The organism is Streptomyces sp. NPDC029526 (genome assembly GCF_040637405.1).
Taxonomy (GTDB): domain Bacteria; phylum Actinomycetota; class Actinomycetes; order Streptomycetales; family Streptomycetaceae; genus Streptomyces.
In genome coordinates this window covers 261,319-283,063 of the sequence record NZ_JBEZWE010000002.1, presented here as the reverse complement: position 1 = coordinate 283,063, position 21,745 = coordinate 261,319, and the positions used below count along the sequence as shown (strand labels likewise).

32 protein-coding genes are annotated in these 21,745 nt (G+C 69.3%); 2 read left to right on the top strand and 30 right to left on the bottom strand.

Annotated elements, in window-relative coordinates; translation table 11 throughout:
• The gene (locus tag AB0F01_RS06920; protein WP_362090641.1) at positions 1-372 is read right to left on the bottom strand and encodes a holo-ACP synthase; all 372 of its coding nucleotides are present in this window, start codon (positions 370-372) and stop codon (positions 1-3) included.
• Between the two features lie 81 nt (positions 373-453).
• Positions 454-1,245: a hypothetical protein gene (locus AB0F01_RS06915; protein WP_362090639.1), complete on the bottom strand. Its 792-nt coding sequence runs from the start codon at positions 1,243-1,245 to the stop codon at positions 454-456.
• Between the two features lie 299 nt (positions 1,246-1,544).
• On the opposite strand from AB0F01_RS06915, the gene coaA reads away from it, so the two are divergent.
• Positions 1,545-2,513, top strand: a complete 969-nt coding sequence (coaA, locus tag AB0F01_RS06910) for a type I pantothenate kinase (protein ID WP_362092474.1) — start codon at positions 1,545-1,547, stop codon at positions 2,511-2,513.
• A 360-nt stretch (positions 2,514-2,873) separates the two neighbouring features.
• Here coaA and glmM read toward each other — a convergent pair whose 3' ends face one another.
• From glmM to rplM, 3 genes are all read right to left on the bottom strand, one after another.
• Positions 2,874-4,232: a phosphoglucosamine mutase gene (gene glmM / locus AB0F01_RS06905; protein WP_362090637.1), complete on the bottom strand. Its 1,359-nt coding sequence runs from the start codon at positions 4,230-4,232 to the stop codon at positions 2,874-2,876.
• A gap of 304 nt (positions 4,233-4,536) precedes the next feature.
• Positions 4,537-5,049, bottom strand: a complete 513-nt coding sequence (gene rpsI / locus AB0F01_RS06900; protein ID WP_164335014.1) for a 30S ribosomal protein S9 — start codon at positions 5,047-5,049, stop codon at positions 4,537-4,539.
• A 42-nt stretch (positions 5,050-5,091) separates the two neighbouring features.
• Entirely contained in the window at positions 5,092-5,535 is a 444-nt protein-coding gene (gene rplM / locus AB0F01_RS06895; RefSeq protein ID WP_019526965.1) for a 50S ribosomal protein L13, read from the bottom strand.
• A gap of 891 nt (positions 5,536-6,426) precedes the next feature.
• Here rplM and AB0F01_RS06890 point away from each other — a divergent pair.
• Entirely contained in the window at positions 6,427-7,308 is an 882-nt protein-coding gene (locus AB0F01_RS06890; protein WP_362090635.1) for a hypothetical protein, read from the top strand.
• 295 nt (positions 7,309-7,603) lie between these two features.
• On the opposite strand, the gene truA is transcribed toward AB0F01_RS06890, so the two are convergent.
• The 25 genes from truA to rplV all read right to left on the bottom strand — a co-directional run bounded on the left by truA (position 7,604) and on the right by rplV (position 21,737).
• Positions 7,604-8,461, bottom strand: a complete 858-nt coding sequence (truA, locus tag AB0F01_RS06885; RefSeq protein WP_362090633.1) for a tRNA pseudouridine(38-40) synthase TruA — start codon at positions 8,459-8,461, stop codon at positions 7,604-7,606.
• Between the two features lie 82 nt (positions 8,462-8,543).
• On the bottom strand, positions 8,544-9,071 hold the full coding sequence (rplQ, locus tag AB0F01_RS06880) for a 50S ribosomal protein L17 (protein ID WP_362090631.1): 528 nt from the start codon (positions 9,069-9,071) through the stop codon (positions 8,544-8,546).
• A 152-nt stretch (positions 9,072-9,223) separates the two neighbouring features.
• The gene (locus tag AB0F01_RS06875) at positions 9,224-10,246 is read right to left on the bottom strand and encodes a DNA-directed RNA polymerase subunit alpha (RefSeq protein ID WP_362090629.1); all 1,023 of its coding nucleotides are present in this window, start codon (positions 10,244-10,246) and stop codon (positions 9,224-9,226) included.
• A gap of 144 nt (positions 10,247-10,390) precedes the next feature.
• Positions 10,391-10,795 (bottom strand): 30S ribosomal protein S11, encoded by a 405-nt coding sequence (gene rpsK, locus AB0F01_RS06870; RefSeq protein WP_003956432.1) that lies wholly within the window; start codon positions 10,793-10,795, stop codon positions 10,391-10,393.
• Between the two features lie 65 nt (positions 10,796-10,860).
• On the bottom strand, positions 10,861-11,241 hold the full coding sequence (rpsM, locus tag AB0F01_RS06865; RefSeq protein ID WP_164332821.1) for a 30S ribosomal protein S13: 381 nt from the start codon (positions 11,239-11,241) through the stop codon (positions 10,861-10,863).
• 191 nt (positions 11,242-11,432) lie between these two features.
• Positions 11,433-11,546 carry a 50S ribosomal protein L36 gene (gene rpmJ / locus AB0F01_RS06860; protein WP_003974245.1) on the bottom strand — a complete coding sequence of 38 codons (114 nt, stop codon included), beginning with the start codon at positions 11,544-11,546 and terminating at the stop codon, positions 11,433-11,435.
• A gap of 60 nt (positions 11,547-11,606) precedes the next feature.
• Positions 11,607-11,828 carry a translation initiation factor IF-1 gene (infA, locus tag AB0F01_RS06855; RefSeq protein WP_003948620.1) on the bottom strand — a complete coding sequence of 74 codons (222 nt, stop codon included), beginning with the start codon at positions 11,826-11,828 and terminating at the stop codon, positions 11,607-11,609.
• A gap of 158 nt (positions 11,829-11,986) precedes the next feature.
• On the bottom strand, positions 11,987-12,823 hold the full coding sequence (map, locus tag AB0F01_RS06850; RefSeq protein WP_362090626.1) for a type I methionyl aminopeptidase: 837 nt from the start codon (positions 12,821-12,823) through the stop codon (positions 11,987-11,989).
• A 148-nt stretch (positions 12,824-12,971) separates the two neighbouring features.
• On the bottom strand, positions 12,972-13,625 hold the full coding sequence (locus tag AB0F01_RS06845; protein ID WP_362090624.1) for an adenylate kinase: 654 nt from the start codon (positions 13,623-13,625) through the stop codon (positions 12,972-12,974).
• Positions 13,625-14,938 carry a preprotein translocase subunit SecY gene (secY, locus tag AB0F01_RS06840; protein WP_362090623.1) on the bottom strand — a complete coding sequence of 438 codons (1,314 nt, stop codon included), beginning with the start codon at positions 14,936-14,938 and terminating at the stop codon, positions 13,625-13,627. The genes AB0F01_RS06845 and secY overlap by 1 nt, the downstream gene beginning before the upstream one ends.
• 233 nt (positions 14,939-15,171) lie before the next feature.
• Positions 15,172-15,627 (bottom strand): 50S ribosomal protein L15, encoded by a 456-nt coding sequence (rplO, locus tag AB0F01_RS06835; RefSeq protein WP_362090621.1) that lies wholly within the window; start codon positions 15,625-15,627, stop codon positions 15,172-15,174.
• A 2-nt stretch (positions 15,628-15,629) separates the two neighbouring features.
• Positions 15,630-15,812 carry a 50S ribosomal protein L30 gene (gene rpmD, locus AB0F01_RS06830; RefSeq protein WP_362090619.1) on the bottom strand — a complete coding sequence of 61 codons (183 nt, stop codon included), beginning with the start codon at positions 15,810-15,812 and terminating at the stop codon, positions 15,630-15,632.
• A 2-nt stretch (positions 15,813-15,814) separates the two neighbouring features.
• Positions 15,815-16,420: a 30S ribosomal protein S5 gene (rpsE, locus tag AB0F01_RS06825; protein WP_362090617.1), complete on the bottom strand. Its 606-nt coding sequence runs from the start codon at positions 16,418-16,420 to the stop codon at positions 15,815-15,817.
• A gap of 41 nt (positions 16,421-16,461) precedes the next feature.
• Positions 16,462-16,845 (bottom strand): 50S ribosomal protein L18, encoded by a 384-nt coding sequence (rplR, locus tag AB0F01_RS06820; RefSeq protein WP_164332814.1) that lies wholly within the window; start codon positions 16,843-16,845, stop codon positions 16,462-16,464.
• Between the two features lie 3 nt (positions 16,846-16,848).
• Positions 16,849-17,388, bottom strand: a complete 540-nt coding sequence (gene rplF / locus AB0F01_RS06815; protein WP_164332813.1) for a 50S ribosomal protein L6 — start codon at positions 17,386-17,388, stop codon at positions 16,849-16,851.
• A 24-nt stretch (positions 17,389-17,412) separates the two neighbouring features.
• A complete protein-coding gene (rpsH, locus tag AB0F01_RS06810; RefSeq protein WP_184760998.1) occupies positions 17,413-17,811 on the bottom strand; it encodes a 30S ribosomal protein S8 in 399 nt (132 codons plus the stop codon).
• A 240-nt stretch (positions 17,812-18,051) separates the two neighbouring features.
• Entirely contained in the window at positions 18,052-18,237 is a 186-nt protein-coding gene (locus AB0F01_RS06805; RefSeq protein WP_003948630.1) for a type Z 30S ribosomal protein S14, read from the bottom strand.
• A gap of 5 nt (positions 18,238-18,242) precedes the next feature.
• A complete protein-coding gene (gene rplE / locus AB0F01_RS06800) occupies positions 18,243-18,800 on the bottom strand; it encodes a 50S ribosomal protein L5 (RefSeq protein ID WP_019329632.1) in 558 nt (185 codons plus the stop codon).
• Positions 18,800-19,123 carry a 50S ribosomal protein L24 gene (gene rplX / locus AB0F01_RS06795; protein ID WP_164332812.1) on the bottom strand — a complete coding sequence of 108 codons (324 nt, stop codon included), beginning with the start codon at positions 19,121-19,123 and terminating at the stop codon, positions 18,800-18,802. Before rplX ends, rplE begins: the two co-directional genes overlap by 1 nt.
• A gap of 2 nt (positions 19,124-19,125) precedes the next feature.
• Entirely contained in the window at positions 19,126-19,494 is a 369-nt protein-coding gene (gene rplN, locus AB0F01_RS06790; RefSeq protein WP_003992364.1) for a 50S ribosomal protein L14, read from the bottom strand.
• 135 nt (positions 19,495-19,629) lie between these two features.
• Positions 19,630-19,917 (bottom strand): 30S ribosomal protein S17, encoded by a 288-nt coding sequence (gene rpsQ / locus AB0F01_RS06785; RefSeq protein WP_023587024.1) that lies wholly within the window; start codon positions 19,915-19,917, stop codon positions 19,630-19,632.
• Positions 19,917-20,141, bottom strand: coding sequence for a 50S ribosomal protein L29 (gene rpmC, locus AB0F01_RS06780; RefSeq protein ID WP_007494763.1), 225 nt, complete (start codon positions 20,139-20,141; stop codon positions 19,917-19,919). The genes rpsQ and rpmC overlap by 1 nt, the downstream gene beginning before the upstream one ends.
• Positions 20,141-20,560 carry a 50S ribosomal protein L16 gene (gene rplP / locus AB0F01_RS06775; RefSeq protein WP_125504725.1) on the bottom strand — a complete coding sequence of 140 codons (420 nt, stop codon included), beginning with the start codon at positions 20,558-20,560 and terminating at the stop codon, positions 20,141-20,143. Before rplP ends, rpmC begins: the two co-directional genes overlap by 1 nt.
• A gap of 5 nt (positions 20,561-20,565) precedes the next feature.
• Positions 20,566-21,390 carry a 30S ribosomal protein S3 gene (gene rpsC / locus AB0F01_RS06770; RefSeq protein WP_164332810.1) on the bottom strand — a complete coding sequence of 275 codons (825 nt, stop codon included), beginning with the start codon at positions 21,388-21,390 and terminating at the stop codon, positions 20,566-20,568.
• Entirely contained in the window at positions 21,390-21,737 is a 348-nt protein-coding gene (gene rplV, locus AB0F01_RS06765) for a 50S ribosomal protein L22 (protein WP_006130776.1), read from the bottom strand. Before rplV ends, rpsC begins: the two co-directional genes overlap by 1 nt.
• Positions 21,738-21,745 lie beyond the last annotated feature (8 nt).

Genomic DNA, 21,745 nt, shown 5'->3' with positions numbered 1-21,745 from the left:
TCATCCCTCCGCCACCACGACCGCGGAGGCCACGCCCGCGTCGTGGCTCAGCGACACGTGCCAGGAGCGGACGCCCAGTTCGGCGGCCCGGGCGGCCACGGTGCCCCGGACCCGGATCCGGGGCCGGCCGCTGTCCTCGCAGTACACCTCGGCGTCGGTCCAGTGCATGCCGGCGGGCGCCCCCAGTGCCTTGGCCAGGGCCTCCTTGGCGGCGAACCGGGCGGCCAGCGAGGCGATGCCCCGCCGTTCCCCGCCGGGCAACAGCAACTCACTCTCGACGAAGAGGCGTTGAGCCAGCGCCGGCGTGCGTTCCAGGGACGCCGCGAACCGTTCGATCTCGGCGACGTCGATCCCGACCCCGATGATGCTCATGCGGTCACCCTACGGCCGCGGGCGACGGCGCGCCGCAGCGGACGAGGAGGCCCCGGCCGCCGGACGCGCCGTCCCGCCCGGTCAGTCCAGCTTGGCCAGCTGGGCGTCCGCGATCTCGGCCGGGAAGTCGAAGTCCTCCCCCTTGGCGAGCGCGGCGAAGTCGACGGCGGCGAAGGAGACGACCGTGGAACCCTTGCGGGCGACGACCACCTTCATGGGCGCCGAGAGGCCCTCCTCGAGCTCCATGTCGACCGTCACGGAACGGCCCTCGTCGGCTCCCTCGGGCCGGTCGGCCGCGGTGACCTTGACCGCCTTGGTCTTCTCGCCGACCGCGGTGTACGCGTAGCCGCCGGCGCACTTCTCGGTGGCGGCGTCGACGTCCTTGATGGCCTGCTCGGCGCCGCCGTCCTCGTAGGAGGCCAGGGTGATGATCATCTTGCCGCCGCCGAGGCCGGCGAGCAGCGCCTCCTCGGGGTCGGCGTCGGCGGCGGGCTTCTCGGCCTCGCCGGTCCACGACCGCTTCACCGTCGCGGCCGGCGAACCGACCGGCACACCGCCCTGGAGGAGGGCGAGCGGCTGGCACGCCTTGTCCGCGGCGGTGACCTGGTCGGCGGAGGCGTCGTCGGACGCGGGCAGCTTGGTGACCACCTTGCCGTCCTTGACGTCGGCCTGGGCCAGCGCCACCTTCTCCAGTTCGGCGGCGGTCAGCGCCTTGCCCGAGGACGCGGGCGCGGACGAGGCGGGGGCCGACGCGTCGCCCTTCTTGTCCTCGGCGGCCTTGTCGTCACCGGAGCCGCCACAGGCAGTGACGAGCAGGGCGAGGGCGGCGGCGGAGGCGGCGAGCGCGGTACGGCGGACGGCGGTGGACTTCACTGTGGTCTCTCTTCAGGAAAGTGCGGACAATTCCGCACGCGTGTTCGCACTTTATGCACAGGGACTACACAGATGATCAATCGTTGGATCATCCGGTACATGACCGTGACACCGACGTGATCTTGACGGCCGCACCCCCTGCGACCTGGGCCGACAGCCGTCGCTCCGCACACCTCCACGGCCCGCCCGCCCCCTCGCGGCTCCCGCGCACCGCGCCGGGGCCGGGCGCGTGACGCACCCCACCCGCCGACCGGTTCGTCCTCCGTTAACAATGGACTGTGATCTCACCGGTCTCCTCGATGTCTCGCAACGCCCACCGGCAGCGGCCGGAGGCGTCCCCGTACGTGGACCTCACCCGTGCCGAGTGGAGCGCCCTGCGCGAGAAGACGCCGCTGCCGCTGACCGCCGAGGAGGTGGAGCGGCTGCGCGGACTCGGTGACGTCATCGACCTCGACGAGGTGCGGGACATCTACCTCCCGCTGTCCCGGCTGCTCAATCTGTACGTGGGGGCCACGGACAAGCTGCGGGGCGCGCTGAACACCTTCCTCGGCGAACAGGGGTCCCAGGCCGGTACGCCCTTCGTCATCGGGGTCGCCGGATCGGTGGCCGTGGGCAAGTCCACCGTCGCCCGGCTGCTGCGGGCCCTGCTGTCGCGCTGGCCCGAGCACCCCCGCGTCGAACTGGTGACGACCGACGGCTTCCTGCTGCCGACCCAGGAGCTCCAGGCCCGCGGGCTGATGTCCCGCAAGGGCTTCCCCGAGTCCTACGACCGGCGCGCGCTCACCCGGTTCGTCGCGGACATCAAGGCCGGCAAGGACGAGGTGACGGCGCCGGTCTACTCCCACCTGATCTACGACATCGTCCCCGGCGAGGTGCTCACGGTGCGCCGCCCGGACATCCTGATCGTCGAAGGGCTCAACGTCCTGCAGCCGGCGCTGCCCGGCAAGGACGGCCGGACCCGCGTCGGACTCGCCGACTACTTCGACTTCAGCGTGTACGTGGACGCCCGGACCGAGGACATCGAGCGCTGGTACCTGAACCGCTTCAAGCGGCTGCGCGAGACCGCCTTCCAGGACCCGTCGTCCTACTTCCGCCGCTACACACAGGTCGCGGAGGAGGAGGCGCTGGACTACGCCCGCACCATGTGGCGCACCATCAACCGGCCCAACCTGGTGGAGAACATCGCGCCCACCCGCGGCCGGGCCACCCTCATAGTCCGCAAGGGCCCGGACCACAAGGTGCAGCGCCTGCGCCTGCGCAAACTCTGACGGAGGCCCGGAGGCCCTGGGGCCCGGCGACCCGGCGGCCCTGGGGCCCTGGGGCCCTGGGGCCCTGGGGCCCTGGGGCCCTGGGGCCCTGGGGCCCTGGGGCCCTGGGGCCCTGGGGCCCTGGGGCCCGGCGGACGCTCCACGACGGTACGAAGCCCCCGGGCCTGCCGGCTCACGGCCGCCTCCGGCCCGGCGGACCTACGCCGGCCGAGCCCTCCGAGCCATCCGTGCCCGGGCCGACCCCCGCCGAGCGGTGGCGGAGGTCGCCGGGCAGCCCGCGCCCTCACGAGCACCGGGCCGCCCCTGCCGACGGGCCGCCCCCGCCCCGGGGCCGCCCCGCCCAAGTCAGCCCAGGGCCGGTCAGCCCAGTGCCGACTTCACGGTGTCCGCGAGACGGCCGGCCACGGAGCGGGCCTGGTCGATGTCGGCGGCCTCCACCATGACGCGGACCAGCGGTTCCGTGCCGGAGGAGCGCAGCAGCACGCGGCCGGTGGCGCCCAGCTCCCGCTCGGCGTCCGACACGGCGGCGGCGAGTTCCGGGGACGTCGTCACCCGGGACTTGTCCACGTCCGGCACGTTGATGAGGACCTGCGGCAGCCGCTCCATGACCGACGCCAGCTCCCGCAGCGGGCGCCCGGTCTCGGCGACCCGGGCCGCCAGCATCAGGCCGGTGAGCGTGCCGTCGCCGGTGGTGGCGTGGTCGAGGATGATCACGTGGCCGGACTGCTCGCCGCCGAGGGCGTAGCCGTTGCGCTTCATCTCCTCCAGCACGTACCGGTCGCCGACCGCGGTCTGCACGAGGCGGATGCCCTCGCGCTCCATGGCCAGCTTGAAGCCGAGGTTGGACATCACGGTGGCGACGACGGTGTCGGAGCGCAGCGCGGACCGCTCGCGCATCGCCAGGGCGAGCACGGCGAGGATCTGGTCGCCGTCGACCTCCTCACCGGTGTGGTCCACGGCCAGGCAGCGGTCGGCGTCGCCGTCGTGGGCGATGCCGAAGTCGGCGCCGTGCTCCACGACGGCGGCCTGCAGCCGTTCGAGGTGGGTGGAGCCGCAGCCGTCGTTGATGTTGAGCCCGTCCGGCTCGGCACCGATGGTGACGACCTCGGCACCGGCCCGCGCGAACGCCTCCGGCGAGACCCGGGCGGCGGCGCCGTGCGCCTCGTCGAGGACGATCCGCAAGCCGTCCAACCGGTTCGGCAGGACGCCGACGAGGTGGGAGACGTAGGTGTCGAGTCCCTCCGCGTAGTCCCGCACCCGGCCCACGCCGGCGCCGGTCGGGCGGTCCCAGGGGGCACCGGTGCGGTGCTCGTCGTACAGGGCCTCGATGCGGTCCTCCAGCTCGTCGGCGAGCTTGTGGCCGCCGCGCGCGAAGAACTTGATGCCGTTGTCGGGCATGGCGTTGTGGCTGGCGGACAGCATCACCCCCAGGTCGGCGCGGAGCGCGCCGGTGAGGTGGGCGACGGCGGGCGTGGGCAGCACACCGACCCGCAGCACGTCCACGCCGGCGCTGGCCAGCCCGGCGACCACGGCGGCCTCCAGGAACTCCCCGGAGGCACGGGGGTCACGTCCCACCACGGCGGTCGGGCGGTGCCCCGCGAAGGTGCCCGCCTCGGCCAGTACGTGCGCGGCGGCCACGGAGAGGCCCATCGCCATCTCCGCCGTCAGGCCCGCGTTGGCGACGCCACGCACGCCGTCCGTGCCGAAGAGTCGTCCCACTTGTCCTCCTGAGGAAGCGTCAGTGTCGAATGACCGTGCCGTGGTGACGTCCCCGGCCGTGCCGGGGCGTTGGACCTGCCCGCGCGTTCGACGGTTGTGCCGCTGACGAAAGATGTGATGTGTTCGGCGGTCGTGATGCGTGTGCGGCTCGCGCATCCTGGCCACACCGGGCCCGACCATCCGATCACATTAGCCTTTGAGTGCCTTGTGTCGTTATACGCCCACGGCGGTGAAGAAACGAACGCCCCGGCGGCACGGGGCGTGCCGCCGGGGCGTTCGGATGACCTGCTTCGGCCAGCTGCGACTAGCGCTTGCTGTACTGCGGGGCCTTGCGGGCCTTCTTCAGACCGGCCTTCTTCCGCTCGACCGCGCGGTCGTCGCGGCGCAGGAAGCCGGCCTTCTTGAGCGGGCCGCGGTTGTTGTCGACGTCGGCCTCGTTCAGCGCACGGGCGACACCGAGACGGAGCGCACCGGCCTGACCGGAGACGCCGCCGCCCGCGATGCGGGCGATCACGTCGTAGCGGCCCTCGAGCTCGAGCACCTTGAAGGGCTCGTTGACTTCCTGCTGGTGCACCTTGTTCGGGAAGTAGTCCTCGAGGGTGCGACCGTTGATCTTCCACTTGCCGGAGCCCGGGACGATCCGGACGCGGGCGATGGCGTTCTTGCGACGGCCCAGGCCGGCGGCCGGCTGGGGCTCGCCGAAGCGGGACGCCATGGACTCCGAGGTGTACTCGCCCTCGACGGGGGCCTCGGACTCGGTGGTGTAGCTGTCGATGTCAAGCTCTTCGAGCGGCTGCTCGGCAGTGGTCTCGGCCACGATTCTCCTCAGATTCTGTTCAGTCTTAGGGGGTGGCCGGACTTACTGCGCGACCTGGGTGATCTCGAACGGCACCGGCTGCTGGGCAGCGTGCGGGTGCTGGTCGCCCGAGTAGACCTTCAGCTTCGAGAGCATCTGACGGCCCAGGGTGTTCTTGGGGAGCATGCCCTTGACGGCCTTCTCGATGGCCTTCTCGGGGTTCTTCGCCAGCAGCTCGTCGTAGCGGACCGAGCGCAGACCGCCCGGGTAGCCCGAGTGGCGGTACGCCATCTTCTGGGTCCGCTTGTTGCCGGAGAGGTGCACCTTGTCGGCGTTGATGATGATGACGAAGTCACCGGTGTCGACGTGAGGGGCGTAGATCGGCTTGTGCTTGCCGCGCAGGATGGAGGCCGCAGTGGAGGCCAGACGACCCAGGACGACGTCCTGAGCATCGATGACGTGCCACTGGCGCGTCACATCGCCGGGCTTGGGGCTGTACGTACGCACGGTTCGTAGCCTTCGCTTCTTCAGTGAATGGTCCTGACAAGGTCACCGAAGACGATCACGACAGCCCTGACCGCACAGCGGTGACGCAAACCGCGTGCTGGTCGCTGGTCATCGGCCCGGTGGACCGGTGTAAGGGCCCCTCACGTGAGAATGAGCAAGCCAATACACATAACGAACCTGCAGACTACCCGCCCGCGGCCGGACGGGTCAAAACGGGGCCCGTGCCGTCGGCCGCCCGGCCCGGCACCGGCGCCCCGCACCGATACGGCCACCGTACGCCGCCCCCGCCGGGGCCGCAGCACCCCGCCGCCCGGCCCGGCGGCCCGGCCGCACCGAGCACCGCACCCGCCGCCACCCGGCCGCCCCGGCCCGCGAGCAGCGGGCACAGGGGCGACGCCGGTGCGGTGACCGCTCCGCTCGTCCCGCCCGCCGGGGGCGCCAGGTATCCGCGGGGGCGGGAACGACTGCGGGGACCGCCGCCACCGAGGCTCCGGGCGTGCGCGGCGGCAGCACCGTGACGGACACCGCCGGGACGCCCCCGCGCGAGCCGCCCGGCGGAAGCCGTTCCGCCCCCACGGACGTGCGCCTCGTCATACGGCGCGCACCCTCATACGGCGCGCACCCACCGCATACAGCGCACCCCCGCCCGCCGCGCCCCGGCCGGCCACCCCGCACGGGCGCCCGGCCCGCCTCCGTCCGAGGTCACACGTGCCGCGCACCCCGCGGGTGCCGCCACGAGCGTCCCGCACACCGCCCGCCGGACCTCGTGGACGGGTCGCACCAACCACCCGCAGTTGTCGCTTTTGCTCCTCGGCATGCGGGCAACGCCAAGGGCCGCGCGGCCCGTTGAGGCGGACCAGTACACCCCGTGCCCCGTCTAAGATGCGCCCCATGAGTTATGGGCAGGGGGGACCTCAGCAGCAGTGGGATCCCTGGAAACCGCAGTCTCAGCAGCCCTGGAACAGCGGCGGCTCCAGCCAGTCGCCCGACTGGGCCGCGCTGGCCGACGCCTCCGAGGCCCGTCACAAACGCCGCCGTCTGTTCTTCATCGGCGGCGGCGCGCTGGCCGCCGTCGCGATAGGCACGGCCGTTGCGGTGGCCGTCGTCTCCGCGGGCGGTGACAACCGGACCGCCGGCGGCCCGTCGTCCCAGGTGCCCGGGGCCACCACGATCCCGAGCGCCGAGGCCACGGTGCCGTCGTTCGCCCCGACCAGCGCCCCGCCCCCGCTGGACCCCGCTGACTTCATCGCCAGCGCGAAGAAGGACCGGGCTCCGCTGGCCCCGGACGTCCTCTTCCCCGGCACGCAGCTCACCATGGGCGAGACGGTCTACAAGAAGGGCCCGACGGCCGACACCCGCAACTGCGGGTCCGCCGCCAAGGCCACCCTCCCCAAGGTGCTCGCGGACAACGACTGCACCCGCCTGATGCGCGTCACGTACACCAAGGACGGTGTGGCGGTCACGGTCGGCGTCGCCGTCTTCGACACCGAGGCCAGGGCGGCCGCGGCGAAGAAGCAGGCCGACAAGCGGAGCATCGTCAAGTCCCTCGCGGGCGGCGGCGTCAAGGAGTTCTGCGACGGAGCGGTCTGCCGTTCCACGACCAACTCGGTCGGCCGCTACGCCTACTTCACGCTGGCCGGGTTCACCGACGGCAAGGACGTGACGGAGAAGGACACCGCCGTGTTCGCCGCGGGCGACGACCTGGCGGAGTTCACCTTCCGTCAGATCAGCCGCCGGGGCGAGGCCCAGGCGTCGGCGGCGGCGAGCGAGTGACCCCGGGGGCCGGCCCGCAGAGCGCCCCCGGCGAGGTGGCCGCCCTGGCTGACGCCTGGAGGAGGACGGCCTGCGGGTCTGCCGGGGCTGGTCCGCCCGCTGCCGGCTCGAAGGCACGGCGAACGTCCAGGGCAAGGCCGCGCAGCGCCGGCACGCGACCTTCGTCCACGTCGAACTCACGCCGGACGCCCGGGGCGACGGGCCCGACGCGGACCAGGCCGCGCGGGGACTGTCGGGCCTGCTCACCACCTGGGCGGAGGGCTGACCGGCCGTCCCCGCGGCAGCGCGCCGTCGCTCAGCAGCAGCCCGATGGAGGCAGCGAACGCCGGTTGCGGGCCTCCTTGTTGCGGGCCGCCAGCAGCTCGTCGGCCGGGTAGCCGACCTCCTCCAGGGTCAGCCCGTGCGGCCGGACCACGTGTACGGCCGAGTCCCGTACGCCCGCCGCCAGCACCTTGCCCGGCCAGTCCGGCGGACGGTGGCCGTCGCCGACGAACAGCAGCGCGCCGATGAGCGAGCGCACCATGTTGTGGCAGAACGCGTCGGCTCGCACCGTCGCCGTGATCACCCCGTCCGGGCCCCGCTCCAGGCTCAGCTGCTGCAGCGTGCGGATGGTCGTCGCGCCCTCGCGCCGCTTGCAGTAGGCGGCGAAGTCGTGCTCGCCCAGCAGCGCCCGCGCCGCCTCGTTCATGGCGTCGACGTCCAACGGCCAGTCGTGCCACAGCACGTGCCCGCGCAGCAGCGGGTCGACCCCGCCCGGATGGTCGGTGACCCGGTAGGCGTAGCGCCGCCAGATCGCCGAGAACCGCGCGTTGAAGCCCGCAGGCGCCTCGGTGAGGGACCAGATCCGCACATCGCGCGGCAGCCGTCCCGCGAGCCGCTTCAGCAGCTTCTCCCGGTGCGCCTCCCACAGCTCCGCCGGCAGGTCCACGTGGGCCACCTGGCCGCGCGCGTGCACCCCGGCGTCGGTGCGCCCGGCCACGGTCAGCTCGTACGTCCGCTCCCCCGACCGCGTCACGGTGCGCAGGGCGTCCTCGATCTCCCCCTGCACCGTCCGCCGGCCCCCGGCCTGCTTGGCCCAGCCGTGGAAGGCGGCACCGTCGTAGGAGAGGTCGAGGCGGATGCGGACGTGTCCGGGCTGTACTTCGTCACTCACCTCGGCATCCTCTCAGAACACGGCAACGGGCCCGCTCCCCGGAGGGAACGGGCCCGTCGTGACCCTGGGGCCGCGGAACGCCTTACGCGTCCTTCGACTCCTCGGCCGGGGCCTCGGCGGCCTCGTCCTTGGTCAGGTCGGCCTTGGCGTCCTCGGCCGGGGCCTCGGCGGCCTCGTCCTTCTTGAGGGCGTCTTCCTTGACCGCGCGCTTGGTCGCGGCCTCGGCCTCACCGGTGGCCTCCTGGGCGACGGTCAGGGCCTCGACCAGCTCGATGACGGCCATGGGCGCGTTGTCGCCACGGCGGTTACCGATCTTGGTGATGCGGGTGTAGCCACCGGGGCGGTTCTCGTACCGCGGGCCGATCTCGGTGAAGAGCGTGTGGACGATGCTCTTGTCCGTGATGACCTGGAGCACCTGACGGCGGTTGTGAAGGTCGCCCTTCTTCGCCTTGGTGACCAGACGCTCGGCGTACGGACGCAGCTTGCGCGCCTTCGCCTCGGTGGTGGTGATGCGGCCGTGCTCGAAGAGCGACTTCGCGAGGTTCGCGAGCATCAGCTTCTCGTGCGCGGCGCTGCCGCCCATACGGGCACCCTTGGTGGGCTTCGGCATGGTTCTTCTCCCGTGTGTCTGCCCCGGCCGTATCAGGTACCGGAGTCAGTATCCGAGCAGGCGGCCGCCTGTCGGAGATCCGGACGGGGTCCCGGGGGAACCTGTCCGGAGGGTGCGGCGGGCCGCCGTGCGGCGGCCCCTCCGCGGAGCAGTCAGTACTGCTCGGTCTCTACGAACCCGGCATCCGCGTCGTCGTCCGCGCCAAAGGCGTCGGCGGCAGCGGTGGGGTCGAATCCAGGCGGGCTGTCTTTCAACGCGAGCCCCATGCCCGCCAGCTTCGCCTTGACCTCGTCGATCGACTTCGCACCGAAGTTGCGGATGTCGAGGAGGTCCGCCTCGGAGCGGGCGACGAGCTCACCCACGGAGTGGATGCCCTCACGCTTGAGGCAGTTGTACGACCGGACGGTGAGCTCGAGCTCCTCGATCGGCAGCGCCAGGTCGGCGGCGAGGGCGGCGTCCGTGGGGGACGGGCCCATGTCGATGCCCTCGGCGTCGATGTTGAGCTCGCGCGCCAGACCGAACAGCTCGACCAGGGTCTTACCGGCCGACGCCATGGCGTCACGCGGACGCATGGCCTGCTTGGTCTCGACGTCGACGATCAGCTTGTCGAAGTCGGTGCGCTGCTCGACACGGGTCGCCTCGACCTTGTAGGTCACCTTGAGGACCGGCGAGTAGATCGAGTCGACCGGGATCCGGCCGATCTCCTGGCCGACCTGCTTGTTCTGCACGGCGGAGACGTAGCCGCGACCGCGCTCCACGGTCAGCTCCATCTCCAGCTTGCCCTTGCCGTTGAGCGAGGCGAGGACGAGGTCGGGGTTGTGCACCTCGACACCGGCCGGCGGCGCGATGTCGGCGGCGGTGACCAGACCCGGGCCCTGCTTGCGCAGGTACATCACGACCGGCTCGTCGTGCTCCGAGGAGACGACCAGCTGCTTGATGTTGAGGATCAGGTCGGTGACGTCCTCCTTGACGCCCGGCACGGTGGTGAACTCGTGCAGGACGCCGTCGATGCGGATGCTGGTGACAGCAGCGCCGGGGATCGACGACAGGAGGGTGCGGCGGAGGGAGTTGCCGAGGGTGTAGCCGAAGCCCGGCTCCAGCGGCTCGATCACGAACCGGGAGCGGAATTCGTCGACGACCTCTTCGGTCAACGAGGGACGCTGAGCGATCAGCATGTGTGGATCAGATCCTTCATTCGTGGACGCCCGCTATTTGACGTCCGACGGAACCGCACCCGGTGAAAAGTGCGGGTACTGCAAGGGTACGGGCGATACGGCCCTTACGAGCCGTACCGCCCGGAACCTCAGGAAGCCGGTGCCTCAGACGCGGCGGCGCTTCGGCGGGCGGCAGCCGTTGTGCGGGGTCGGGGTGACGTCCTGGATGGAGCCGACCTCGAGGCCCGTGGCCTGCAGGGAACGGATCGCGGTCTCACGACCGGAGCCCGGGCCCTTGACGAACACGTCGACCTTGCGCATGCCGTGCTCCTGGGCGCGGCGGGCGGCCGACTCGGCGGCCATCTGCGCGGCGAACGGCGTGGACTTCCGGGAGCCCTTGAAGCCGACGTGGCCGGCGGAGGCCCAGGAGATCACGTTGCCGGACGGGTCCGTGATCGACACGATCGTGTTGTTGAACGTGCTCTTGATGTGCGCGTGGCCGTGAGCGACGTTCTTCTTTTCCTTGCGGCGCACCTTCTTGGCAGCGCCCTGACGTCCCTTGGGGGGCATCTCTTAACTCCTACGGGAGGTGGTCGGTCCTACAGCGAAGACCGTGGACAGGCGTCCGCTGCGGACTACTTCTTGCCCGGCTTCTTCTTGCCGGCGATGGCGCGACGCGGGCCCTTGCGGGTACGCGCGTTGGTGCTGGTGCGCTGACCGCGGACGGGCAGACCGCGACGGTGACGCAGACCCTGGTAGGTACCGATCTCGACCTTGCGGCGGATGTCGGCCTGGATCTCGCGACGGAGGTCACCCTCGGTCTTCAGGTTGTTGTCGACGTACTCGCGGATCGCGACGAGCTGCTCCTCGGAGAGGTCGCGAACGCGGGTGTTCGGGTCGACGCCGGTGGCGGCCAGCGTCTGCTGCGAAAGGGTCCGGCCGATGCCGAACACGTAGGTGAGGGCGATCTCCACGCGCTTTTCGCGCGGAATGTCAACACCGGAAACGCGTGCCATTCAATGGCTCCAGTTGGTTGTCGGAGGTCTTCCACAGGACCGGATCCCCGCCCGCCGTACCAGGTACGGACCGGGTCCCCGGCCTCCGAGCCGGGGGTGTCGAGCCGTGCGGCTCGGGACCTGCGTATGAACGTGTGTTGCTCGCGTCGCGCGAAGTCTGCGGAAAGACGCAGAGGGTGGACGTGCTGCGATCAGCCCTGGCGCTGCTTGTGGCGCGGGTTGTCGCAGATGACCATGACCCGGCCGTGACGGCGGATCACCCTGCACTTGTCGCAGATCTTCTTGACGCTCGGCTTGACCTTCATGGGATGTGAGGTTCTCCGGGTCAGTGCCATCACCCCGGCGGACCGGGGCGCGGGCAAGATCTACTTGTACCGGTAGACGATCCGGCCACGCGTCAGGTCGTACGGAGACAGCTCCACCACGACCCGGTCGTCAGGGAGGATGCGGATGTAGTGCATGCGCATCTTGCCGCTGATGTGTGCCAGGACCTGGTGGCCGTTCTGGAGCTCGACCTTGAACATAGCGTTCGGAAGAGACTCGACGACAGTGCCCTCGATCTCGATGGCACCTTGCTTCTTGGCCACGCTTCGCCCTTCGAATCGACTACCTTGATCGGCTCGGGCGTGCACCCCTCGGGATCCGAGCGCATGCGGACATGCGGGTGCACCAGAGCCGACGAGTCAGTCTACGTCAGGGCCCCCGGAAACACGAATCGAAGAAGTCTGCCCCACACGGGAGATCTTTAACCGAGCGGGTCGGGAGCGGCCGTGATGCCCATCTCCGCCAGCTTGGCCTTCCCGCCGTCCGGGGCGGTCAGCACCAGCGGGCCCTGCTCGGTCAGCGCCACGGAGTGCTCCCAGTGCGAGGACCAGGTGCCGTCGGTGGTGATCACGGTCCAGTCGTCCGACAGGACCTCCGTCTTCGGAGTGCCCAGGGACACCATCGGCTCGATGGCCAGGCAGAAGCCGGGGACCAGCTTGGGGCCCTTGCCGCGGCGCCGGTCGACGTAGTTCAGCAGGTGCGGGTCCATGTGCATCTCGGTGCCGATGCCGTGGCCGCCGTAGTCCTCGATGATCCCGTACTTGCCGCCGCCCGGCTTGGGCTGGCGGCGGATGTAGGTCTCGATGGCGCGGGAGATGTCGACCAGCCGGTTGCCCTGCTTCATGGCCGCGATGCCGGCCCACATCGACTCCTCGGTCACCCGGGAGAGCTCGATCAGCTCCGGGGAGTGACCGGAGCCGACGAAGGCGGTGTAGGCCGCGTCCCCGTGCCAGCCGTCGACGATGGCACCGCAGTCGATCGAGATGATGTCGCCGTCCTTGAGGACCACGTCGTCGGAGGGGATGCCGTGCACCACGACCTCGTTGACCGAGGTGCAGATCGTCGCGGGGAAGCCGCCGTAGCCGAGGAAGTTCGGCTTGGCGTTGTGCTCCGCGAGCACCTTGCGGGCGGCCTCGTCGAGGTCCTTCGTGGTGGCGCCCGGCACGGCGGCCTCGCGGGTGGCCGCGTGGATGGCCGCCACGACCAGCCCCGCCTCACGCATCGTGGCGATCTGCTCGGGGGTCTTGATCTGCACCATGGGGCCAGGGCCTTTCTCGGCCGGTGACGGGACCGGCGGCGGGTCGACGGACGACGGCGGACACCCTCAACGATACGGGGGACGCCGTCCGGCCCCGCGCACAGCTCGGCCGCGGCCCCCGCAGGGAACCGCGGCCGGGCGAAGACGGCTACTTGTCGTGCCGGAGCGCCTCCAGCGCCCGCCCGGTGACCTCGTCGACCGGACCCAGCGCCGAGATCGTCACCACGAGGCCCTGGGCCTTGTAGTAGTCGATGATCGGCTCGGTCTGCGTGTGGTAGACCTCCAGGCGCGTGCGCACGGTCTCCTCGGAGTCGTCGTCGCGCTGGTAGAGCTCGCCGCCGCAGCGGTCGCAGACGCCCTCCTGCTTCGGCGGGCTGTAGCTCACGTGGAAGACGTGGCTGGAGTCATTGCGGCAGATGCGCCGGCCCGCGATGCGCTTGACCACCTCGGCCTCGGGGGCCTCCAGGTCGAGCACCGCGTCCAGCTTGATGCCCTCGGTGGTCAGCAGTTCGTCGAGCGCCTCGGCCTGGGAGACGTTGCGCGGGAAGCCGTCCAGCAGGAAGCCGCCCTCGGCGTCGGGCTGCTCCATGCGGTCTTTGGCCATGGCGATCGTCACCTCGTCCGGTACGAGGTTGCCCGCGTCCATGTAGGACTTCGCCAGCTTGCCGAGCTCGGTCTGCCGGCTGATGTTGGCGCGGAACAGATCGCCCGTCGAGATGTGGGGGATGCGCAGTTTCTCGGCAAGGCGGGTGGCCTGCGTACCCTTTCCGGCACCCGGCGGCCCGACGAGGACGATTCGCATCAGCGGAGGAACCCTTCGTAATTGCGCTGCTGGAGCTGGCTCTCGATCTGCCTCACCGTCTCGAGACCGACACCCACGATGATCAGAATGCTGGTCCCGCCGAACGGGAAGTTCTGGTTCGCCCCGAAACCAGCCAACGCCATTGTCGGCACGAGAGAGATCAGGCCCAGATACAGCGAACCCGGCCAGGTGATCCGGTTGAGTACGTAGCTCAGGTACTCAGCGGTCGGTCGGCCAGCCCGGATGCCCGGGATGAAGCCACCATACTTCTTCATGTTGTCCGCGACTTCCTCGGGGTTGAACGTGATCGCCACGTAGAAGAACGCGAAGAACACGATGAGGAAGAAGTACAGGATGATGTGCGGCGTCGCGGACGGATCGGCCAGGTTCTTCTGGATCCAGGTCGCCCAGCCGGCCGTGGAGCCGGCGAACTGCACGATCAGCGCCGGGATGTAGAGCAGCGACGCGGCGAAGATGACCGGGATCACACCGGCCTGGTTCACCTTGAGCGGGATGTAGGTGGACGTCCCGCCGTAGGAACGGCGGCCGATCATGCGCTTGGCGTACTGCACGGGGATCCGGCGCTGGGCCTGCTCCACGAAGACGACCAGGCCGACCATCACGAAGCCGACGAGCATCACGGTGCCGAACTCGATCCAGCCGTCCGCCAGGTCGCCCTGCTCCTTGATGGCCCACAGGGCGGAGGGGAAGGTCGCGGCGATCGAGATGAACATCAGGATCGACATGCCGTTGCCCACGCCGCGGTCGGTGATGAGCTCGCCGAGCCACATCACGACGGCCGTACCGGCGGTCATGGTGATGACCATGGTGATGGTCACGAAGATCGACTGGTCGGGAACGATCTGGTTCGCGACCGGGCAGTCCTGGAAGAGCGCGCCGCTGCGGGCGGTGGCCACCAGACCGGTGCCCTGGAGGATGGCGAGCGCCACCGTCAGGTACCGCGTGTACTGCGTGATCTTCGCCGTACCGGCCTGGCCCTCCTTCTTCAGGGCCTCCAGTCGCGGGATCACCACGGTCAGCAGCTGCAGGATGATGGCCGCCGTGATGTACGGCATGATGCCCAGCGCGAAGATCGTGATCTGAAGCAACGCGCCACCGCTGAACATGTTGACCAGCCCGAACAGCCCCTGGTTGGCCTCGGCGTTGTCGATGCAGGCCTGGACGTTCCGGTAGTCGACGCCCGGGATCGGCACGTTGGTACCGAGCCGGTACACCACGATGATGCCGAGCGTGAAGAGCAGCTTCTTGCGCAGGTCGGGCGTCTTGAACGCCCGGGCGAACGCGGTGAGCACGGTGCCTCCTGCGACCCCCGCGCGTCTGCGTCAAGGGTGACGGTCTTGAGGTTCGACAAATACGTAACGGTCAACTGCCGCTCCGAGTGCCCGTGTGGGGCGCCCGGTGAAATTGGGCAGCGCAGGCCACCTTACCGGCGAGACTGCCGCCCTAGGAACGACCAACCGGGGATACCCCAAATGTGGGGTATCCCCGGTCGGGATCGCTCAAGTCATCGGCTCGTCCGAGGGGTTCAGACGAGCTCGGTGACGGTGCCGCCGGCGGCGGTGATCTTCTCCTTGGCGGAGCCGGAGACGGCGTCGACCGTCACCTGCAGCGCCACGGAGATCTCGCCCTGGCCGAGCACCTTGACGAGGCTGTTCTTGCGAACGGCGCCCTTGGCGACCAGGTCCTCGACCGTGACCTCCCCGCCCTCGGGGTAGAGGGAGGCGAGACGGTCCAGGTTCACGACCTGGAACTCGGTCTTGAACGGGTTCTTGAAGCCCTTCAGCTTCGGGAGGCGCATGTGCAGCGGCATCTGGCCGCCCTCGAAGCGCTCCGGAACCTGGTAGCGGGCCTTGGTGCCCTTGGTACCACGACCGGCCGTCTTACCCTTCGACGCCTCACCACGACCCACACGGGTCTTGGCGGTCTTGGCGCCCGGGGCGGGACGGAGGTTGTGGACCTTGAGCGGGTTCTGCTCCGCCATGATCAGTCGACCTCCTCGACCGTCACGAGGTGGCGGACGGTGTGCACCATGCCGCGGAACTCGGGACGATCCTCCTTGACGACCTGCGTGTTGATCCCCTTGAGACCAAGGGTGCGCAGGGTGTCACGGTGGTTCTGCTTGCTGCCGATGTAGGACTTGACCTGCGTAATCCTGAGCTGCGCCATGATTACGCACCCGCCCCGGCACGCGCACGGAGAAGAGCCGCGGGGGCGACGTCCTCGAGCGGCAGACCGCGGCGGGCCGCGATCTCCTCGGGACGCTGCAGGCCACGGAGGGCCGCCACGGTCGCGTGCACGATGTTGATCGCGTTGTCGGAGCCGAGCGACTTCGACAGCACGTCGTGAATACCGGCGCACTCGAGCACGGCACGCACCGGACCACCGGCGATCACACCGGTACCCGGGGAGGCGGGCTTGAGCAGCACGACGCCGGCAGCCTTCTCACCCTGAATGGGGTGCGGGATGGTGCCCTGGATGCGGGGGACCTTGAAGAAGTGCTTCTTGGCCTCCTCAACGCCCTTGGCGATGGCGGCCGGCACCTCCTTGGCCTTGCCGTATCCGACACCCACGGTGCCGTCACCGTCGCCCACCACGACCAGCGCGGTGAAGCTGAAGCGACGACCACCCTTCACAACCTTGGCGACGCGGTTGATCGCGACGACGCGCTCAACGTACGCGGTCTTCTCGGCGGCAGCAGCGCCGCCGTCACGGCCCTTCCGGTCCCGCCGCTCGCCGCCACCGGCGCCGCCACCGCGGCGCTGGGGTCCAGCCATTGGAATTACCTCTCTCTGTTTCCGCTAGCTCCGGAACCGGCTCAGAACTTGAGCCCGGCTTCGCGGGCGGCGTCCGCCAGGGCGGCGATGCGCCCGGCGTACTGGTTGCCACCACGGTCGAACACGACGGCCTCGACACCGGCGGCCTTGGCGCGCTCGGCGACCAGGGCACCGACCTGCTTGGCCTGCGCGGACTTGTCGCCCTCGCCACTGCGGATCGAGCTGTCCAGGGTGGACGCCGACGCCACGGTGTGGCCCTTCAGGTCGTCGATGACCTGCGCCACGATGTGGCGGTTCGAGCGGGTCACGACGAGACGGGGACGCTCCGCCGTACCCGCGACCTTCTTGCGGATCCGGATGTGACGGCGCTTGATCGCGGCGCGCTTGTAGGCGTCGCCCTTGAGGATCTTCTGCCCGTATGCCATGGCTTACTTACCCGCCTTTCCGACCTTGCGGCGGATGACTTCGCCCTCGTACTTGACGCCCTTGGCCTTGTACGGGTCGGGCTTGCGCAGCTTGCGGATGTTGGCCGCAACCTCGCCGACCTTCTGCTTGTCGATGCCCTCGACCGAGAAACGGGTCGGGGACTCCACCTTGAAGGTGATGCCCTCGGGGGCCTCGACCAGGATCGGGTGGCTGTAACCGAGGGAGAACTCCAGGTTCGAACCCTTGGCGAGCACGCGGTAACCGACACCGCTGATCTCGAGCTTCTTCACGTAACCCTGGGTCACGCCGGTGATCATGTTCGCCACCAGCGTGCGCGACAGGCCGTGCAGGGCCTTGTTCTGACGCTCGTCGTTGGGGCGGGTGACGTTGAGCACGCCGTCCTCGCCCTTGGCGATCTCGATCGGCGCCACGACGGTGTGGGTCAGCGTGCCCTTCGGGCCCTTGACCGCGACCGTACGGCCGTCGATGGTGACGTCCACGCCGGCGGGAACCGCGATGGGGAGCTTGCCGATGCGCGACATAGCTGTTTCCTCCGTTCCCTTCTGCTACCAGACGTAGGCGAGGACTTCCCCACCCACGCCCTTCTTGCCGGCCTGCTTGTCGGTGAGGAGCCCGTGCGACGTGGAGATGATCGCCACGCCGAGGCCGCCCAGCACCTTCGGCAGGGAGGTGGACTTCGCGTACACCCGGAGACCGGGCTTGGAGATCCGCTTGATGCCCGCGATGGAGCGCTCACGGTTGGGGCCGAACTTCAGCTCCAGGACGAGGTTCTTGCCGACCTCGGCGTCCTCGACCTTCCAGCCCGTGATGAAGCCCTCCTGCTGGAGGATCTCCGCGATGTGCGACTTGATCTTCGAGTGCGGCATCGCCACGGAGTCGTGGTATGCCGAGTTCGCGTTCCGCAGACGCGTGAGCATGTCTGCGATCGGATCAGTCATGGTCATGAATTGGCCTTCGGCCTCTCTCGCCGTGGTTTCCTGGTGCGCCATCCCTCTCCCCGATCCGAGACGGGACGGGTGCGGCGCGGTGGACCTACGGCGTAGTAAGCAATCATTGGCGGGCGGTGTGCCCGCGTGGCGTACGGGTACGGCGGGCGCCCAACCCCACAAGCCTAAGGCATGCGGAGTGGGCCCCCTGCCGTACCGGTTGCTTACCGAGAGCCCTGGTGGTCCCGAAGGACCGTCTTACCAGGAGCTCTTGGTCACGCCCGGCAGCTCGCCGCGGTGAGCCATCTCACGAAGGCACACGCGGCACAGGCCGAACTTGCGGTACACGGAGTGCGGGCGGCCACAGCGCTGGCAGCGGGTGTAGCCACGCACACCGAACTTGGGCTTGCGAGCAGCCTTAGCGATCAGAGCCTTCTTCGCCATCTCGCTCACGCCTCCTTGAAGGGGAAGCCGAGGTGACGAAGGAGCGCGCGGCCCTCAGCGTCGTTGGTCGCCGTGGTCACCACGGTGATGTCCATACCCCGGACGCGGTCGATCTTGTCCTGGTCGATCTCGTGGAACATGACCTGCTCCGTGAGACCGAAGGTGTAGTTGCCACGGCCGTCGAACTGCTTGGGGGACAGGCCGCGGAAGTCGCGGATGCGCGGCAGCGCGAGCGACAGGGTGCGGTCCAGGAACTCCCACATGCGGTCGCCACGGAGCGTGACGTGGGCACCGATCGGCTGGCCCTCGCGCAGCTTGAACTGCGCGATGGACTTGCGGGCCTTGGTGACGGCCGGCTTCTGACCGGTGATCGTGGTGAGGTCGCGGATGGCGCCCTCGATCAGCTTGGAGTCGCGGGCGGCGTCGCCCACACCCATGTTGACCACGATCTTGACGAGGCCGGGAACCTGCATGACGTTCTCGTAGGAGAACTCCTCACGCAGCTTGCCCGCGATCTCCTCGCGGTACTTCGTCTTCAGACGCGGAGTGGTGGTGGTAGCCATCAGATGTCCTCACCCGTCCGCTTGGCAACGCGGATCTTGTTGCCCTCGTCGTCGAAGCGGTAACCGACGCGCGTGACGACCTTCTTGCCGTCCTTCTCCACGACCAGCTGGACGTTGGAGACGTGGACCGGCGCCTCGGTGGTCACGATGCCGCCGGCCTGCGAACCGCCTGCCGTCGGACCGGCCTTGGTGTGCTTCTTGACCCGGTTGACACCCTCGACCAGGACGCGCTCCTCGCGCGGGTAAGCGGCAATGACCTTGCCCTGCTTGCCCTTGTCCTTGCCGGTGATGACCTGGACCAGATCGCCCTTCTTGATCTTCATGCTCACAGCACCTCCGGCGCGAGGGAGATGATCTTCATGAACTTCTTCTCGCGCAGCTCACGGCCGACCGGGCCGAAGATACGGGTGCCACGAGGGTCGCCGTCGTTCTTGAGGATGACGGCGGCGTTCTCGTCGAAGCGGATGTACGAGCCGTCCGGACGGCGGCGCTCCTTGACGGTGCGAACGATGACCGCCTTGATGACGTCACCCTTCTTCACGTTGCCGCCGGGGATCGCGTCCTTGACGGTGGCGACGATGACGTCACCGATGCCCGCGTAGCGGCGACCGGAGCCACCGAGCACACGGATGCAAAGGATCTCCTTCGCACCCGTGTTGTCGGCGACACGCAGTCGCGACTCCTGCTGGATCACGTCTATCTCCTGAATGTCTGCCGGTTCCCCGGGGGCCGCTCACTGTGAGCGGACGGCCCCCGGAGCCTGGCGGAACTTGTCCTGCGAGGGGTGCCCCGCGGGAACGTACTCGTGCAACTCCCTTGCGGGAATTGCTTACTTGGCCTTCTCGAGGATCTCGACGATGCGCCAGTGCTTCGTGGCGGACAGCGGCCGGGTCTCCATCAGGAGGACGCGGTCACCGACGCCGGCGGCGTTCTGCTCGTCGTGGGCCTTGAGCTTGCTCGTGCTGCGGATGACCTTGCCGTACAGCGCGTGCTTCTTGCGGTCCTCGACGGCGACGACGACGGTCTTGTCCATCTTGTCGCTGACGACGATGCCCTCGCGGGTCTTGCGGAAGCCCCGAGCCTCAGTGTTCGTCTCAGTCACGTTGTTCTCGCTCATCAGGCGTTCTCCACCGTTTCGATGCCCAGCTCACGCTCGCGCATCAGGGTGTAGATCCGCGCGATGTCCTTGCGGACCGCCTTCAGACGGCCGTGGTTCTCGAGCTGCCCGGTCGCCGCCTGGAAGCGGAGGTTGAACAGCTCTTCCTTGGCCTCGCGGAGCTTCGCGAGAAGCTCCTCGTTGCCCAGCTCGCGCAGCTCTGACGCCTTGGTACCGGCCGACATCACGCTTCACCTGCCTCGCGCTTGACGATCTTGCACTTCATCGGCAGCTTGTGGGCCGCACGGGTCAGGGCCTCGCGCGCGATCTTCTCGTTGGGGTACGACAGCTCGAACATCACGCGTCCGGGCTTGACGTTGGCCACCCACCACTCCGGGGAACCCTTACCGGAACCCATGCGGGTTTCGGCCGGCTTCTTGGTGAGGGGGCGGTCCGGGTAGATGTTGATCCAGACCTTGCCGCCACGCTTGATGTGACGGGTCATCGCGATACGAGCCGCCTCGATCTGGCGGTTCGTCACGTACGCCGGGGTCAGCGCCTGGATGCCGTACTCGCCGAACGCAACCTGCGTGCCACCCTTCGACATACCGGTGCGCTTGGGGTGGTGCTGCTTGCGGTGCTTGACCCTACGGGGGATCAGCATGTCGGTCAGGCCTCCGTTCCGGTGCTCTCAGCCGGAGCAGCGGCGGGAGCCTCGGCCTTGGGGGCCTCGGCGGCCGGAGCCTGCTGCTGCGGCTTGCGACCGCGCCGCTCGCCACCGCGGCCACCACGGGCCGGGCGGTCGGCACCGCCGCGCGCCGGGCGGTTACCCGCGCGGGCTGCGGCGTTCTCGGCGCGGACCTCGGCGATGTTCTTGACGTCGCCCTTGTAGATCCAGACCTTCACGCCGATGCGGCCGAAGGTCGTCTTGGCCTCGAAGAAGCCGTAGTCCACGTTCGCGCGGAGCGTGTGCAGGGGCACGCGGCCCTCGCGGTAGAACTCCGAGCGGGACATCTCGGCGCCACCGAGGCGGCCACCGCACTGGATCTTGATGCCCTTGGCGCCCGCCTTCATCGCCGACTGCATGCTCTTGCGCATGGCGCGGCGGAAGGAGACGCGGGAGGAGAGCTGCTCGGCGACGGCCTGGGCCACGAGCTGAGCGTCCGTCTCGGGGTTCTTGACCTCGAGGATGTTCAGCTGGACCTGCTTGCCGGTGAGCTTCTCGAGGTCACCGCGGATGCGGTCGGCCTCGGCGCCGCGGCGGCCGATGACGATGCCCGGACGAGCCGTGTGGATGTCCACACGGACGCGGTCACGGGTGCGCTCGATCTCGACCTTGGAGATGCCGGCGCGCTCCATGCCGGACGTCATCATCCGGCGGATGGCGACGTCTTCCTTGACGTAGTCCTTGTACAGCTTGTCGGCGTACCAACGCGACTTGAAGTCGGTCGTGACACCGAGCCGGAACCCGTGCGGGTTTACCTTCTGGCCCATTACCGGGTTCCTTCCTTGCTGCTGACGACCACGGTGATGTGGCTGGTCCGCTTGCGGATCCGGTAGGCGCGGCCCTGGGCGCGCGGACGGAACCGCTTCAGGGTCGGGCCCTCGTCGACGTAGGCCTCGGAAATGAAGAGGCTGTCGACATCGGTGTGGTCGTAGTTGTGCGCGGCGTTGGCAATGGCGCTGTCCAGCACCTTGCCCACCGGCACGCTCGCGGCCTGCGGGGCGAAACGCAGGACCGCCTGAGCCTCCGTGGCATCCATGCCACGGATGAGGTCCACCACGCGGCGGGCCTTCATGGGCGTGACGCGGATGTACCGCGCCTGGGCCCTGGCTTCCATGGTTGTCC

Excerpts from the sequence above, each read along its gene's own strand:
- AB0F01_RS06920 (WP_362090641.1), bottom strand. The coding sequence starts at position 372 with ATGAGCATCATCGGGGTCGGGATCGACGTCGCCGAGATCGAACGGTTC.
- coaA (WP_362092474.1), top strand. The coding sequence starts at position 1,545 with ATGTCTCGCAACGCCCACCGGCAGCGGCCGGAGGCGTCCCCGTACGTG.
- AB0F01_RS06890 (WP_362090635.1), top strand. The coding sequence starts at position 6,427 with ATGAGTTATGGGCAGGGGGGACCTCAGCAGCAGTGGGATCCCTGGAAA.
- rplQ (WP_362090631.1), bottom strand. The coding sequence starts at position 9,071 with ATGCCGAAGCCCACCAAGGGTGCCCGTATGGGCGGCAGCGCCGCGCAC.
- AB0F01_RS06875 (WP_362090629.1), bottom strand. The coding sequence starts at position 10,246 with ATGCTGATCGCTCAGCGTCCCTCGTTGACCGAAGAGGTCGTCGACGAA.
- rpsK (WP_003956432.1), bottom strand. The coding sequence starts at position 10,795 with ATGCCCCCCAAGGGACGTCAGGGCGCTGCCAAGAAGGTGCGCCGCAAG.
- rpsM (WP_164332821.1), bottom strand. The coding sequence starts at position 11,241 with ATGGCACGCGTTTCCGGTGTTGACATTCCGCGCGAAAAGCGCGTGGAG.
- rpmJ (WP_003974245.1), bottom strand. The coding sequence starts at position 11,546 with ATGAAGGTCAAGCCGAGCGTCAAGAAGATCTGCGACAAGTGCAGGGTG.
- map (WP_362090626.1), bottom strand. The coding sequence starts at position 12,823 with ATGGTGCAGATCAAGACCCCCGAGCAGATCGCCACGATGCGTGAGGCG.
- AB0F01_RS06845 (WP_362090624.1), bottom strand. The coding sequence starts at position 13,625 with ATGCGAATCGTCCTCGTCGGGCCGCCGGGTGCCGGAAAGGGTACGCAG.
- rplO (WP_362090621.1), bottom strand. The coding sequence starts at position 15,627 with ATGGCGGAGCAGAACCCGCTCAAGGTCCACAACCTCCGTCCCGCCCCG.
- rpmD (WP_362090619.1), bottom strand. The coding sequence starts at position 15,812 with ATGGCGCAGCTCAGGATTACGCAGGTCAAGTCCTACATCGGCAGCAAG.
- rpsE (WP_362090617.1), bottom strand. The coding sequence starts at position 16,420 with ATGGCTGGACCCCAGCGCCGCGGTGGCGGCGCCGGTGGCGGCGAGCGG.
- rplR (WP_164332814.1), bottom strand. The coding sequence starts at position 16,845 with ATGGCATACGGGCAGAAGATCCTCAAGGGCGACGCCTACAAGCGCGCC.
- rplF (WP_164332813.1), bottom strand. The coding sequence starts at position 17,388 with ATGTCGCGCATCGGCAAGCTCCCCATCGCGGTTCCCGCCGGCGTGGAC.
- rpsH (WP_184760998.1), bottom strand. The coding sequence starts at position 17,811 with ATGACCATGACTGATCCGATCGCAGACATGCTCACGCGTCTGCGGAAC.
- AB0F01_RS06805 (WP_003948630.1), bottom strand. The coding sequence starts at position 18,237 with ATGGCGAAGAAGGCTCTGATCGCTAAGGCTGCTCGCAAGCCCAAGTTC.
- rplE (WP_019329632.1), bottom strand. The coding sequence starts at position 18,800 with ATGGCTACCACCACCACTCCGCGTCTGAAGACGAAGTACCGCGAGGAG.
- rplX (WP_164332812.1), bottom strand. The coding sequence starts at position 19,123 with ATGAAGATCAAGAAGGGCGATCTGGTCCAGGTCATCACCGGCAAGGAC.
- rpsQ (WP_023587024.1), bottom strand. The coding sequence starts at position 19,917 with ATGAGCGAGAACAACGTGACTGAGACGAACACTGAGGCTCGGGGCTTC.
- rpmC (WP_007494763.1), bottom strand. The coding sequence starts at position 20,141 with ATGTCGGCCGGTACCAAGGCGTCAGAGCTGCGCGAGCTGGGCAACGAG.
- rplP (WP_125504725.1), bottom strand. The coding sequence starts at position 20,560 with ATGCTGATCCCCCGTAGGGTCAAGCACCGCAAGCAGCACCACCCCAAG.
- rpsC (WP_164332810.1), bottom strand. The coding sequence starts at position 21,390 with ATGGGCCAGAAGGTAAACCCGCACGGGTTCCGGCTCGGTGTCACGACC.
- rplV (WP_006130776.1), bottom strand. The coding sequence starts at position 21,737 with ATGGAAGCCAGGGCCCAGGCGCGGTACATCCGCGTCACGCCCATGAAG.